This is a genomic window from Herbiconiux dendrobii (genome assembly GCF_052048175.1).
Classification (GTDB): Bacteria; Actinomycetota; Actinomycetes; order Actinomycetales; family Microbacteriaceae; genus Herbiconiux.
This window is the reverse complement of the sequence record NZ_JBLZQV010000004.1, coordinates 313989-326491: the sequence shown is the minus strand read 5'-3', so window position 1 is coordinate 326491 and position 12503 is coordinate 313989. Positions and strand designations below refer to the sequence as shown.

Sequence of the window (12503 nt, the reverse complement as noted above, 5' to 3'; positions counted from 1 at the left end):
GGGGAGCGCCGCCGCGTCAGACCGTCAGCAGGATCTTGCCGATGTGCGAGGAGGTCTCCATCAGGCGGTGCGCCTCCGCCGCCTCCGCGAGCGGGAAGCGTGCGGCGATGATCGGGCGCACGCTGCCGTTCTCCACCAGCGGCCACACGTTCTCGCGCACGCTCGCGATGATCTCGGCCTTCTCCTCGGCCGGCCGCGCGCGCAGGCTCGTGGAGCGGATCGTGCCCCGCTTCATCATCAGCGCCCCGAAGTTCAGCGACGCGGATCCGCCCCCCTGGTTGGCGATGTTCGCGATGCGCCCGTTCACCCGCAGCGCCCGTACGTTGCGGTCGAGGTAGTCGCCGCCCACCACGTCGAGGATGACGTCGGCACCGCCGGTCTCGTTCTTGATGCGCTCCACGAAGTCCTCCGTCGTGTAGTCGATCAGGATGTCGGCGCCGAGCTCCCGGCACGCCTCGAGCTTCTCGGCCGAGCGCGCCGTCACGGCCACCCGGGCCCCGAACAGCGCGCCCAGCTGCACCGCCATCGTGCCGATTCCGCTCGACCCGCCGTGCACCAGCAGGGTCTCGCCGGCGCGCAGATCGGCCAGCAGGAAGACGTTCGACCACACCGTCGCCACCACCTCCACGAGCCCCGCGGCGTCGATCAGGTCGACGGATGCCGGCACCGGCAGCACCTGCGCGGCGGGCACCACCACGCGCTCGGCGTAGCCCCCGCCTCCGAGCAGCGCGCACACCCGGTCGCCCACCTGGAACCCCGAGGCCGCGCCGGTCTCGCCGTGCACCTCGGCCACCACGCCCGAGACCTCCAGCCCCGGCCAGTCGGGGCTGCCGGGAGGCGGGGGATAGGCGCCCTGCCGCTGCGACACGTCCGCGCGGTTCAGGCCCGCCGCGGCGACGTCGATCACGAGGTCGCCGGGCCCGGGTTCCGGCAGCGTCACCTCACCGATCTCGAGCACGGACGGGTCGCCGGGTTCACGGATCACGACAGCTCTCATCCCGCCCACGTTACGCCGAGCCCGTGCGTTCGCCCCGCAGGCATTGCGGATGACGGTCCCTCCGGTGTGCAATAGCCACACCACCGTCGATGGAGACGGTGCCGAAGGAGACAGCTGATGGCCCGTTCGACCTACCCCGACGTCGAGATCCCCGCCCTGAGCGTGTACGACGCCCTGTTCGCCGGATTCGACGAGGCCGACCTCGACCGCATCGCCCTGATCGACGGTCCGTCCGGCGACGAGACGAGCTACCGACAGTTGATCGCGCAGATCGACGCGCTCGCCGGGTCGCTGGCCGCCCGGGGCCTGGCAGTGGGCGACACGGTCGGCATCCTGTGCCCCAACACGCCCGCCTTCGCCACCGTGTTCCACGGTGTGCTGCGCGCCGGCGGCACCGCCACCACCATCAATTCGCTCTACACGGTCGGCGAGATCACGAACCAGCTGAAGAGTGCGGAGGCGCACTGGCTGTTCACCGTCTCTCCGCTCTACGCACAGGCGGCGGAGGCGGCCGCCGCAGTGGGCATCGCCGCTGACCACCTCGTGGTGATCGACGGCGCCGAAGGGCACCCCTCCCTCCGAGACCTCCTGTTCGACCGCGCCGCACCGCCCGCCGTGTCGTTCGATCCGGCCACGCACCTCGCCGTGCTGCCCTACTCCTCGGGCACGACCGGTCACCCCAAGGGAGTGATGCTCACTCACCGCAACCTCGTGGCGAACATCCTGCAGTGCTCGGATGCCATCCCGCTCGGCCGTGACGACCGGGTGCTCGCCGTGCTGCCGTTCTTCCACATCTACGGCATGTCGGTGCTGCTCAACTACGCCCTGCTCAAGCGCGCGAGCCTGGTGACGATGCCCAAGTTCGAGCTCGCCGACTTCCTCCGCACGGTCAGCGAGCACCGCTGCACCTGGATCTTCATCGCCCCGCCGATCGCGGTCGCCCTGGCGAAGCATCCGATGGTCGCGGAGTACGACCTCTCGAGCGTGCAGGTCGTCTTCTCGGGCGCGGCGCCGCTGGACGGCGCGCTCGCCCGAGCGGTGGCGGAGCGGCTGGACTGCGTCGTCTGCCAGGGCTACGGCATGACCGAGACCAGCCCGGTGACGCATGCGGTGCCCCCGTCGGCGACCGGGATCGACCGTTCGGCCATCGGCCTGGCCGTGCCCAACACCGAGTGCCGGGTGGTCGACAGCGAGACGGGAGTCGACGTCGAGGTTCCGGATGCCGGCCCCAGTGCTCCCGGTGAACTCCTCATCCGCGGTCCCCAGGTGATGCCGGGCTACCTGCACGACGAGGAAGCGACGCGGCACACGCTCGACGGGGACGGCTGGTTGCACACCGGCGACATCGCCACCGTCGACGCCGACGGCGTGTACACGATCGTCGACCGGTTGAAGGAGCTGATCAAGTACAAGGGCTACCAGGTGGCGCCGGCCGTGCTGGAGGCCGTGCTGCTGGCGCATCCGGATGTCACCGACGCCGCCGTGATCGGCGTCACCGACGACGACGGGCAGGAGGTGCCCAAGGCATTCGTGGTGCGCCGCGCCCAGGGGGATGACGCGGTCGAGCTCGACGAGGACACCGTCATCGCCTGGGTGCAGGAGCGTGTGGCCCCGCACGAGAAGGTGCGTCTGGTGGAGTTCATCGAGGTCATCCCGAAGTCGACCTCCGGCAAGATCCTGCGCAAAGACCTGCGGGCGCGTGTCGGCCGCCACGCCGCCGTCTCCTGAGGCGTGTATCCCGGGGTTATCGACCTCAGGGGCGCGTGGTAGACCGGAGTCATGACGACGATCTCACCTCAGCACCAGACCATGCTCGACGCCGTGCCGCTGCCCGTCGGAGCCCGGATCGAGAGCGCACGCATCGCGTACGAGGTGCAGGGCTCGCCGGCGGACGGGCGCCTCGTGTGGGATGCGGCGGCGGAGGGCCCGCGGCCCGCCGTGCTGGTGCTGCACGACTGGTTCGGCGAGGGGGAGTACGTCGGCGTGCGTGCCGAGATGCTGGCGCGCCTGGGCTACGTGGCCTTCGCGGCCGACCTCTACGGCAGCGGCGTCCGGCCCGACACGAATGACGAGGCCTCGGGCCTCGCGCACCACTACTACGGCGACCTGCCCGCCCTGCGCGAGCGGGTGCGGGCCGGCTACGACGTGCTGGCGGCCGACCCGCGGGTCGATCCGGAGCGCATGGCCGTGATCGGCTACTGCTTCGGCGGCTCCGCGTCGATCGAGTTCGCGCGCATCGGCGCGCCGATCGCGGGTGTGGTGTCGTTCCACGGCGGGCTCGTGACGCATGATCCGGCCGACGTCGACGCCCTCGAGGCGCCGCTGCTCGTGCTCACGGGAGCCGCCGACCCGGTGGTGCCCGACGAGGCCGTGCTCGCGTTCGAGAACGAGTTGCGCACGAAGCCCGGGCTCGACTGGCAGGTGGTGAGCTACAGCGAGACCCCGCACGCGTTCACGCAGCCGATGATCCCGAGCTACCGGCCCAAGGCGGATGCGCGCAGCTGGGCGGCGATGGAGGGCTTTCTCGCCGAAGTACTCGCCTGAGCGGCCGATCCGTGACATTGTGAACAGTGTCCACATCGGAGTGCCCGAACGAGGTCAGGAGATCACCATGGTGACAGCGGTTCACGGTTTCAGCGGCTTCAGCGTCGACGACATCGACGCGGCGAGGACGTTCTACGGCGAGGCCCTCGGTCTGCCGGTGACGACGAACGAGATGGGCATCCTGGGCATCACCCTGCCCGGTGGCGCCGAGGTGATGGTGTACCCCAAGCCCGACCACGCGCCGGCGGTGTTCACCATCCTGAACCTCGTGGTGGACGACATCGATGCGGCGGTCGACGAGCTCGCCGCCGCGGGCATCGAGCTGGAGCGCTACGAGGGCATGCCACAAGACGAGAAGGGGGTCATGCGCGGCAAGGCTTCGGATCGCGGGCCCGACATCGCATGGTTCCTCGACCCGGCCGGCAACATCCTGTCGGTGCTGTCGAACTAGGTTCCGGATGCGCGCACGGCCGCCCTCGGCGAGACGGCCGGGCGGCTAGCGGGGGAGCGCGGCCTCGACGGCGGCGAGCACCTCGGGGGCGTCGGGCTCGGTGCGCGGGCGGAAGCGGCTGACCGCGCCGTCGGGCGCGATCAGGAACTTCTCGAAGTTCCACTGCACGTCGCCGGCGGAGCCCTCGGCATCCGGAACCTCCACCAGCGCGCGGTAGAGCGGATGCCGGCCCTCGCCGTTCACCTCGCTCTTGGCCAGCAGCGGGAAGGTCACACCGTAGGTGGCCGAGCAGAACTCCACGATCTCCTCGGCCGTGCCCGGCTCCTGGCCGTTGAACTGGTTGCACGGGACACCGAGCACCGTGAACCCGCGGTCGGCGTACTGCCTCTGCAGCTGCTCGAGCTTCTCGTACTGCGGGGTGAGGCCGCAGCGCGAGGCCACGTTCACGATCAGCACCGCGTCGCCGGCGTAGTCGGCGAGGGAGGTGTCGTTTCCGTCGATGGTCTGGAGCGGGATGTCGCGAAGAGTCACCCTCTCACGCTACCGTCCGCCACCGTCGCCGGGCGGCCGTCGCGGCTAGAGCGAGGCGCGCAGCTGGATCGACACCGGATCGACGATGTCGTCGAAGTCGTGGTGCTTCTTCACATAGGCGTCGACGAACGGGCACACGGCGACCGCACGCAGGCCGGCCTCGCGCACCTGACCCAGTGCGCCCTTGACCAGGATGCTGCCGTACCCCTTGCCGCCCTCGGCCGGGTCGATCTCGGTGTGCACGAACACGCGCTGCTCGCCGCGGTCGACGTACTCGGCGATGCCCACCTCGCGGCCCTCGGCCACCAGCACGTAGCGGTTGTGTGCCCCGTCGTACACAACCTCCGTGGCCCCCACGTTCTCGACATCGCTCATGCCCTCAGAGTACGCCCGCAGCCGCGCCCGCAGCCGCGCCCGCAGACGCAGCCGCACCCGCAGCCGCGCCCGCAGCCGCAGCCGCACCCGCAGCCGCACCTGCAGCCGCAGCCGCAGCCGCACCCGCAGCCGCGCCCGGCAGCCCCGCTTGCCTGCCGCCCACGCGCGACTTGCCACACGTTGTGACAAGTCGCGCCGAAAAGCGGCGACTTCTGCCAAGTGGCGGGCGGTGCGTGGCGACTTCTGCCAAGTGGCGGGCGGTGCGCGGCGACTTCTGCCAAGTGGCGGGGGGTGCGTGGCGACTTCTGCCAAGTGGCGGAGTCAGCGAGGCCAGACGCCCGAGCTGCCCCGGCGGTGGCTGCCGAGCAGGTGGGTGTCGACGAGGCCCGCGGCCTCCATCAGGGCGAACATCGTGGTGGGGCCGACGAAGCGGAAGCCCTTCGCGCGGAGCGCCGCGGCCAGCGCGACCGACTCCGGCGAGGTCGTCGGGATCTCGTCGAAGCGGGACGGCGCCGGGGTCTCGGCGGGCTGGAACGACCAGATCAGGCCCGCGAGCCCGCCGTCGACCTCCGGATCGGCGCGTAGCGCCACCGTCGCCCGGGCATTGGCGATGGTGGCCGTGATCTTCGCGCGATTGCGGATGATGCCCGCGTCGCCCAGCAGGCGCTCGACCTCGGCCTCGCCGTAGCCGGCCACGGCATCCGGATCGAAGCCGTCGAACGCCGCCCGGAACGCCGGGCGCTTGCGCAGGATCGTCGCCCACGACAACCCCGACTGGAACGCCTCGAGGCTCACCCGCTCGAAGAGCCCCTGCTCGTCGCGCACCGGCATGCCCCACTCGGTGTCGTAGTACTCCCGCAGCATCGGGTCGACGGATGCCCAGACCGGCCGGGCGAGCCCGTCGTCTCCGAGCACCACGCCCGAGTCGGCCGGCATCCGATCGTCCTCGTCCACACCCTCTAGTATTGGGGAAGCCACTGAATCGGAGGACCTGGAATGAACGTGCTCGCTGCCATCGGAGCCATCCTGCTCTTCCTGCTCGGGATGTTCCTGTTCGGCCTGCTCGAGAACGCCTGGGTCTTCTTCGCCGGCATCCTCTGCGTCTCGGCCTCGCTGTTCATCGTGTTCTCGGTGCTGCCGACGCAGCGTCGCCACTGACCGCGTCTCTCCTCCTCGTCACCGCGTCTCCCGCCGTCACGGCACCGAGCGGCGGCCCGCTCAGCTGCGGCTGACGACGACCTTCCCGATCGACCGGCCCGACTCCACCAGGCCGTGCGCCTCGCGCAGTGTCGCCGCATCCAGCGGGGTCAGGATGCGCGTCGCCGTGGTGCGCAACGCCCCCGACTCCACCAGCTCGGCCACCGAGTCGAGGATGCGGTGCTGCTCCACCATGTCGGGCGTCTGATAGGTGGAGCGGGCGAACATGAACTCCCAGTGGAAGCCGAGCGCCTTCGGCTTCAGCGAGGTCACGTCGAGCACATCGGGATCGTCGATCGCGACGATCTGACCGAAGGGCTTCAGCACGTCGACCAGCGTGGGCAGGTTCGCCTTCGTGCGCTGGGTGCTGAACACCCAGTCGATGCCCTCGGGCACCAGTTCGGCGATCTGCGGGGCGAGCTCCTGAGCATGGTCGACCACGAGGTCGGCGCCGAGCTCGGTCACCCAGGCCACGGTCTCCGGCCGTGAGGCGGTCGCGATGACGGTCACGCCCGTGAGCGTCTTGGCGAGCTGGATGACCATCGAGCCGACGCCGCCGGCCCCGCCGACCACGAGCAGGGTGCCGCGAGAGTCGCCGGTGAGCCGAAGCTGTCGCAGCAGGCCCTCCCAGGCGGTGAGCGAGGTCAGCGGCAGCGCGGCGGCCTCGGCGAAGGAGAGGATCGCGGGCTTCCGCCCCACCAGCCGCTCGTCCACGAGCTGGTAGCCCGCGTTGGAGCCCGCTCGCAGCACGCTGCCCGCGTAGTAGACCTCGTCGCCGGGGGAGAAGAGCTCCACCGCCTCGCCGACCGCAGCGACCGTGCCCGCCGCGTCGAAGCCGAGGATGCCGTCGCCGATCGGCTCGGCCTTCGCCCGCCGCTTCACGTCGACCGGGTTCACCGAGACCGCCTCGACGCGCACCAGCAGGTCGTGCGGGCCGGGAGCGGGCACCTCCACCTCGGCGTCGACGAAGCTGTCCGGAGCGTCGACCGCGCCGGGGGTGCGGTAGATCACGGCGGGCATGGCGGCGGGGATCGGCAGCAGTTCGGTCATGCTCCGACGCTACCGCGCACGCCCGACAGCGGCACGGTGAGGCTGATGCGCGCGAGCTCGGCCATCCGCCGCGCATCGTCGCGCTGGTCAGGCCAGCAGCTCGCCCAGCGTCTTCTCGATGCGGCGCTGCCTCGTGGCATCCGTCTTCGCGCCCTCGACCGAGAGCACGATCCGCCGCTTGTTGCTGTAGGAGAGCGCGGCGAAGGCCGCCGCGGCATCGGCTTCGGCGCCCAGCGCCTCGGCCAGGTCGGCCGGCACCTCCACCTCGCGCGGCTGCTCGTCGAGCTGCACGTCGACCTCGACGGTCTCGCCCGCCGTCACGCCCGCGCCCGCGCGGTTCTCGGCGCTCAACGCGATCAGGTACCGGCCCGTGTAGAACACGATCGAGCTGCGATAGCTGTACCCGTTGATGGTGACGACCACGGGGATCCGCTTGCCCGCATCCAGCGCCTCCACGACGCTCTCGGGCACGGGGATGCCCGTCGCCGTCTTACCGCTGGACAGGATGGTCGCCTCGAACAACATGACTGAATTATGGGGGTTGCCGGTGGATGCTGCCACTCGTTCGACGTCAAAGAAACACCCCCTGATGAAGAAGACCACCCTCGGTGTCGACAGCCCCCTGCAGGTCTCGCAGCTCGGCCTCGGCTGCATGGGCATGTCGGCCTTCTCCACCGGCGCCGGGCACGACGAGGCGGAGTCGATCCGCACCATCCACCGCGCTCTCGATCTCGGCGTCACCCTCTTCGACACCGCCGAGAACGTGCGGATCGCCGTCGAGGGATCGCTGGAGCGGCTCGGCACCGACCACATCGACCTCTACCATCAGCACCGGATGGACCCGGGCACACCGATCGAGGAGAACGCCGCCGCCGCCGAGCTCACCCTGAGCGCCGAGCAGCTCGAGCGCCTCGCCGCGATCGCCCCCGCGACGGGCGACCGCTACGCGGACATGTCCTCCGTCAACCGCTGAACGACCATCGACCCGTCAGTTCGTGCCGCTATTCCGGTCGGATAACGGCACGAACTGACGGGTCGATGCGGTGGAAGGTGGTGGGGTGGAGGGGTGGTGGAGGCGGCTCAGGCGGCGATGCCGCGCTTGTCGAGGGCGTCCTGCACGATGGTGAGGCCGTCCAGGCCGGGCATGCGCGCGACGTGGGCGTCGATCTTGGCGGCCTCGCGACGGCCCTCGGGGCCGCCCATCAGCTGGCCCATCACGTGCTTGACCTCGTCGTCGCTCATCACGCCCGAGCCCACGGGGCCCCAGAAGTTCTTCAGCGCGAAGCGGGCGAGCACCTGAGCCTTCTTGCTCTTGCCGAGGCGCTCCCGGGCCTGGGTGGCGTAGAACGCCACGTGCCGGGCCTCTTGCTTCGCGATGCGGCGCAGCAGCTCGGCCAGAACCGGGTGCCCCTCCATGTCGGCGAGCCGGTTGTAGGCGGCCACGGCCGACCACTCGTTCACGGCACCCCACACCATGTGCACGGCGATGAAGCCCGAGCCCACGATGTTGCCGAGCAGCGACTGCTTCACGGGGTCGAGGCGGTCTTTCCAGCCGAGCTTGAGGCGCGTGGCCTTGAGCTCGTCGAAGTCGACGATGATGTCGTGCTCGGCCAGCACGGCGGCCAGCGCCTCGCCGTGCCAGAACTCCTCGCGGTTCCACATGGTCATGAAGGCGGTGACGTCTTCATCCTTGTGCGAGGGGGTCACCAGCATGTCGCGCAGGTAGCAGACGGTGTGGTACTCGATGTCGCACATGTAGCGCAGGGAGCGCAGTGTGCCCTCGGGCAGCGGGTTCTCCCGGAAATCGGAGAAGTCGAGGTCTTGCCACGCGACCTTGACGGAGGTCTCGGTGTACTTGTCGATGTCGAATGCCATGGCGTGTCGGTCAGCGCGGCTCGTGGCCGGTGGACCGATCTCCTTCCTCGGGTACAGCGGATGCGGCGGGTACAGCGGATGCGGCGGGTACAGCGGATGCGGCGGACGCTCCGGATGCAGCGGACTGCTTCTCGTGCAATGACGTCAGGTTAGCCGGAAGCACCTGCCGTTCGGATGAACGACGTGTCCAATCCTCTACCGTCCACTTGGTTCGTTGCGCGTGCCGATACAGTTCGGTGTCCGGGTTGACCACGGTGGCGTTTCCCAGCAACTGGAGCCAGGAGACGTCCGCGAGGCTGTCTCCGTAGCCGTACGACTGCGTCAGGTTCGCCCCGTGGGCGGCCGCGTATTCGCGCAGCCACGCGGCGCGCGCCTCGTCCACCAGCGGGGGAGTCGCGAGGTAACCGGTCAGCACGCCCTTCGAGGCGTGCATCTCGCCGGCCACGATCTCGTCGAAGTACGGCGCGAACGGCTCGGCGGCCGAGCTCGTGGCCCCCGTCACCAGCACGGTGCGGTGACCCGCCGCGCGGTGCTGGGCCACGCGGTCCAGCGCATCCGGAATCGCCCGGCTGAGCATCGCGGCGCCGAACTGGCCCTTCACGAGCTGCTGCAGGTCTTCGACCCGGATGCCCTTGTAGCGGCGCACCAGGGTGCGGATGAACTCACCGCGGTCGCGGTGGTCGGCCCGCAGGTACTTCGGCACCGAGAACATCAGCGAGGCGAACTCCTGCGGCCACTGCGCCTTCGGGATGAGCGCGAGGCGCACCCAGAGGTACTGCTCCACGAGGTTCGACTCCACGACGGTGCCCTCGAAGTCGAACACGGCCAGCACGTCGCTGCGCACGGGGAGTGCGCGCTTGGCGCGGGCGCGGCCGGCGGGCCGGTTCGCGTAGGCCTTCGTGAGCCCGGTGATGGAGGGGAAGTGGATGTTCTGGAAGTAGTCGTGCCAGTCGATCTCCACCACGTCGAAACCGCGGTCGGCCTTCTGCTCCTCGGGCAGCGAGGCGTGCAGCGCGCGGGTGTTCTTGTCGTCGAAGATCAGCTCGGTCTGCACGTAGGCGCGGTAGAGCTCGGCGAAGTAGCGCAGCTGGTCGAGCCCGCGCTGGCGCTGGTGCAGGGTCTGCGTCCAGGTGCGGGTGCGGGTGGTGGAGGGAAGCCGGGCGACGAGGCCATCGGTGCCCGCGGTCAGCCGCTCCTGCATCCGGAGCGTGCGCTCCACCGAGCGGCCGCCGGGGAAGCGCCAGGAGGGCACCTGGATGGGGCCGTCGACGTGCGGCATCGGGTTGGTGGTGAAGAACTCTTTGACGTTCTCGTACATCGTGTGGAACGGCAGCGGGTTCCGGGCGCCGGAGACCACCTGGTAGTAGTTCGGCTCGTCGACCTTCGCCGGGGTGACGGCGGCGGCGAGGATGGCGTTCACCACGAAGTCGACCGGGATCACGTCGAGGATGGAGTCGGGCACGCCCGGGAACTCGGGCAGCTGACCGCGGCCGTAGGCCATGATCAGCGGGTCGGCCACCTTGAAGCCGTCGAGCCAGCCGGGGAACGGATGGCGCAGGGCGCTCTCGATGATCGAGGGGCGCACGATCGACAGGCGGTGCCCGGCCGTGCCCCAGAGCTCTTCGGCGGCGCGCTCGGCGAAGGCCTTCGTGAGCGTGTAGACGTCGGTCCAGCCGAGCGATTCGGCACGGATGCGGCCGTAGTCGATGAGTCGCTTCGTGACCCACTCGATGCGGGCGGCCTCGGCATCCTGAGCCACCGCCTGGGGGCCCACCTTGCCGAGCTTGGCGCGCGACTTCGCCAGCAGGGAACGCAGCACCTCGGGCTGACGCGAGGCCATCTCCACCCGGCGGCGGGCCGAGCGGGCGGCGTAGTTCTCGGCGCGCCAGTCGATCTCGTGCGTGAGCGAGGCCTCGGGCGAGACACCCTTGCGCATGCCGCCGACGTACGCCGTGGAGACGTGCACGACGTGCGGGTCGCTGCCGGAGGCGAGCAGGGCGCCGTAGATGCCGGTGGCGCCGTCGACGTTGGTCTGGAAGGCCTCGTCGATCGGCGGGTCGAAGCTCACGGTGGAGGCGCCGTGGATGACCACGTCGATGTCGCCGGGCAGCTCGCCCGGGTTGGCCAGGTCGCCCTGCACCACGCGCAGGCGCTCGCGGATGACCCGCTCGACCTCGTCTTCGCCCACGCTCTCGCGCCAGCTGCGGAACACGGGCTTCTTCAGCAGAGTGGTGAGGCGCGATTCGCCGCTGGTGCTCGACTTGGGGCGGATCAGCAGCGAGACGGTGGTCTCCGGATGCGACGACAGCAGGCGTTCGAGAACGGCCTGGCCCACGAAGCCGGTGGCGCCCGTGAGCAGCACGTGCGAGGAGCCCAGGGAGTGGCCGGGCATCGCAGTGGGCGTCTCGGGGTCGGTCGGGGTGGGCTCGGTCATCCGGTCGGGCCGCCTTTCAAGGTGTTCGTCGAGGGGGAGGTCGTGGTGCTTGAAGTCGTGGTGCTCGGGGTCGTGGTCTTCGGGGCGGCCGTGCTTCCGGTCGTGCCGAGCGGGAGGGCGTTCCTGGCCGTGGCCGCCGCGCGCCCGAGCCAGCGGCCCGTCGTCGCGGTGGGCGTCGATCCGCCGCGCAGGGCCTTGACTCTAGCCGTTCTGACCAGCCGCAGTCTCTCCAGCCCGGGCAGACCCTGCACCCTCTCGTCGATCCGGTCGGCCAGCGCCTCGTCGACGAGTGTTTCGTAGAAGAAGGCCGTCTCGGATTTCGGCAGGCTCGCCGCGCCGATCGGCCAGGCCGCCCGGCGCAGGCTCCGGCGGCTGAGCGAGCGGGCGCGGGCGGAGGACTCGAGGCGGTTCACGGCGTCGACCTCGACGAACAGCCGGTGCCTCCTCTTCACCTCCTGCACGTGCTCGAGCACCGTCAGCAGCACGGGGTGCGGGTCGAACTCGGCCAGCCGGGTGTAGGCCGACTCGGTGATCCATTCGTCGACGGTGACGGATGCCAGGTGCACGCCGATCACGTCGGGGCCGATCGAGTTGGCGCGGAACGCCTCCACGATCGGGGTGGCGCGCTCGGCCACCTCCAGCGCGATTCCGCGGAAGCGCGACAGGGGCAGCGGCTCGGTCACGTCGAGGCCGTGCGCGCGGGCGATGGCCTCGAAGGAATCGGCGATCCAGAACTTCTCGAAGGCCCAGGTGGTGAGGAAGGCGGTGACCCGCGCGTCTTTGTGCGTGGGCGTCACGAGCACGTTGCGCAGGTAGGTCATGGTGCTGCGCTCGAGTTCGCGCAACGTGGCGAGCACGCGCACGGTGGCCGGCTTCAGCGGCTGGGCGGCGAAGGCCTCGAGGTCGATCTCCGAGCGGTAGCTGCCCACGGCGGTCCGTGCGAATTCGCGCACGTCGAAGCGGTCGGGCACCGATTCCCCGACGGATGTGGTGTGCTCTCCGGTCAACGGAATCCCTCCGCATCGGCGGCGTACAAGTGGTGGTGAAGA

Annotated in this window: 13 protein-coding genes and 1 pseudogene; 5 read left to right on the top strand and 9 right to left on the bottom strand. The window is 70.2% G+C overall.

The annotated features are described in order from the left end of the window. Window positions 1-16: 16 nt before the first annotated feature. Window positions 17-997: an NAD(P)H-quinone oxidoreductase gene (locus ACN4JJ_RS14345; RefSeq protein WP_440710563.1), complete on the bottom strand. Its 981-nt coding sequence runs from the start codon at window positions 995-997 to the stop codon at window positions 17-19. Between the two features lie 117 nt (window positions 998-1114). On the opposite strand from ACN4JJ_RS14345, the gene ACN4JJ_RS14340 reads away from it, so the two are divergent. From ACN4JJ_RS14340 to ACN4JJ_RS14330, 3 genes are all read left to right on the top strand, one after another. Beyond that, window positions 1115-2725 (top strand): AMP-binding protein, encoded by a 1611-nt coding sequence (locus ACN4JJ_RS14340; RefSeq protein WP_440710562.1) that lies wholly within the window; start codon window positions 1115-1117, stop codon window positions 2723-2725. 51 nt (window positions 2726-2776) lie between these two features. Then, window positions 2777-3541, top strand: a complete 765-nt coding sequence (locus tag ACN4JJ_RS14335; protein WP_440710561.1) for a dienelactone hydrolase family protein — start codon at window positions 2777-2779, stop codon at window positions 3539-3541. 67 nt (window positions 3542-3608) lie between these two features. After that, complete coding sequence (locus ACN4JJ_RS14330) at window positions 3609-3992, top strand: VOC family protein (RefSeq protein ID WP_440710560.1); 384 nt, start codon at window positions 3609-3611, stop codon at window positions 3990-3992. A gap of 45 nt (window positions 3993-4037) precedes the next feature. Here ACN4JJ_RS14330 and ACN4JJ_RS14325 read toward each other — a convergent pair whose 3' ends face one another. The 3 genes from ACN4JJ_RS14325 to ACN4JJ_RS14315 form a co-directional block, all read right to left on the bottom strand. Beyond that, a complete protein-coding gene (locus ACN4JJ_RS14325) occupies window positions 4038-4523 on the bottom strand; it encodes a glutathione peroxidase (RefSeq protein ID WP_440710559.1) in 486 nt (161 codons plus the stop codon). A 45-nt stretch (window positions 4524-4568) separates the two neighbouring features. Beyond that, window positions 4569-5075, bottom strand: a complete 507-nt coding sequence (locus tag ACN4JJ_RS14320; protein WP_440710558.1) for a GNAT family N-acetyltransferase — start codon at window positions 5073-5075, stop codon at window positions 4569-4571. A 144-nt stretch (window positions 5076-5219) separates the two neighbouring features. After that, complete coding sequence (locus ACN4JJ_RS14315; protein WP_440710832.1) at window positions 5220-5834, bottom strand: DNA-3-methyladenine glycosylase I; 615 nt, start codon at window positions 5832-5834, stop codon at window positions 5220-5222. A 60-nt stretch (window positions 5835-5894) separates the two neighbouring features. Here ACN4JJ_RS14315 and ACN4JJ_RS14310 point away from each other — a divergent pair, with 60 nt between their 5' ends. Continuing rightward, window positions 5895-6056, top strand: a complete 162-nt coding sequence (locus tag ACN4JJ_RS14310; RefSeq protein ID WP_291053808.1) for a hypothetical protein — start codon at window positions 5895-5897, stop codon at window positions 6054-6056. A gap of 60 nt (window positions 6057-6116) precedes the next feature. Here the strand turns inward: ACN4JJ_RS14310 and ACN4JJ_RS14305 are convergent, their stop codons facing one another. Together ACN4JJ_RS14305 and ACN4JJ_RS14300 are read right to left on the bottom strand one after the other, a co-directional pair. Next, window positions 6117-7145 (bottom strand): zinc-binding alcohol dehydrogenase family protein, encoded by a 1029-nt coding sequence (locus tag ACN4JJ_RS14305; RefSeq protein WP_440710557.1) that lies wholly within the window; start codon window positions 7143-7145, stop codon window positions 6117-6119. Window positions 7146-7232: 87 nt separating this feature from the next. Continuing rightward, window positions 7233-7670, bottom strand: a complete 438-nt coding sequence (locus tag ACN4JJ_RS14300) for a YdeI/OmpD-associated family protein (protein ID WP_440710556.1) — start codon at window positions 7668-7670, stop codon at window positions 7233-7235. A gap of 64 nt (window positions 7671-7734) precedes the next feature. Here ACN4JJ_RS14300 and ACN4JJ_RS14295 point away from each other — a divergent pair. Beyond that, window positions 7735-8028: pseudogene (locus tag ACN4JJ_RS14295) on the top strand (aldo/keto reductase); the annotation flags it as partial. A gap of 197 nt (window positions 8029-8225) precedes the next feature. Here the strand turns inward: ACN4JJ_RS14295 and ACN4JJ_RS14290 are convergent. From ACN4JJ_RS14290 to ACN4JJ_RS14280, 3 genes are read right to left on the bottom strand one after another with little or no spacing between them, the layout of a single operon-like run. Further along, a complete protein-coding gene (locus ACN4JJ_RS14290) occupies window positions 8226-9020 on the bottom strand; it encodes a ferritin-like domain-containing protein (protein WP_440710555.1) in 795 nt (264 codons plus the stop codon). A 10-nt stretch (window positions 9021-9030) separates the two neighbouring features. Then, entirely contained in the window at window positions 9031-11454 is a 2424-nt protein-coding gene (locus ACN4JJ_RS14285; RefSeq protein ID WP_440710554.1) for an SDR family oxidoreductase, read from the bottom strand. Next, a complete protein-coding gene (locus ACN4JJ_RS14280; protein ID WP_440710553.1) occupies window positions 11451-12461 on the bottom strand; it encodes a hypothetical protein in 1011 nt (336 codons plus the stop codon). The genes ACN4JJ_RS14285 and ACN4JJ_RS14280 overlap by 4 nt, the downstream gene beginning before the upstream one ends. Window positions 12462-12503: the final 42 nt, after the last annotated feature.

What these genes read in the sequence shown, in the direction of transcription:
- ACN4JJ_RS14345 (WP_440710563.1), bottom strand. Translation starts at nt 997, where the DNA reads ATGAGAGCTGTCGTGATCCGTGAACCCGGCGACCCGTCCGTGCTCGAG.
- ACN4JJ_RS14340 (WP_440710562.1), top strand. Translation starts at nt 1,115, where the DNA reads ATGGCCCGTTCGACCTACCCCGACGTCGAGATCCCCGCCCTGAGCGTG.
- ACN4JJ_RS14335 (WP_440710561.1), top strand. Translation starts at nt 2,777, where the DNA reads ATGACGACGATCTCACCTCAGCACCAGACCATGCTCGACGCCGTGCCG.
- ACN4JJ_RS14330 (WP_440710560.1), top strand. Translation starts at nt 3,609, where the DNA reads ATGGTGACAGCGGTTCACGGTTTCAGCGGCTTCAGCGTCGACGACATC.
- ACN4JJ_RS14315 (WP_440710832.1), bottom strand. Translation starts at nt 5,834, where the DNA reads ATGCCGGCCGACTCGGGCGTGGTGCTCGGAGACGACGGGCTCGCCCGG.
- ACN4JJ_RS14310 (WP_291053808.1), top strand. Translation starts at nt 5,895, where the DNA reads ATGAACGTGCTCGCTGCCATCGGAGCCATCCTGCTCTTCCTGCTCGGG.
- ACN4JJ_RS14305 (WP_440710557.1), bottom strand. Translation starts at nt 7,145, where the DNA reads ATGACCGAACTGCTGCCGATCCCCGCCGCCATGCCCGCCGTGATCTAC.
- ACN4JJ_RS14300 (WP_440710556.1), bottom strand. Translation starts at nt 7,670, where the DNA reads ATGTTGTTCGAGGCGACCATCCTGTCCAGCGGTAAGACGGCGACGGGC.
- ACN4JJ_RS14290 (WP_440710555.1), bottom strand. Translation starts at nt 9,020, where the DNA reads ATGGCATTCGACATCGACAAGTACACCGAGACCTCCGTCAAGGTCGCG.
- ACN4JJ_RS14285 (WP_440710554.1), bottom strand. Translation starts at nt 11,454, where the DNA reads ATGACCGAGCCCACCCCGACCGACCCCGAGACGCCCACTGCGATGCCC.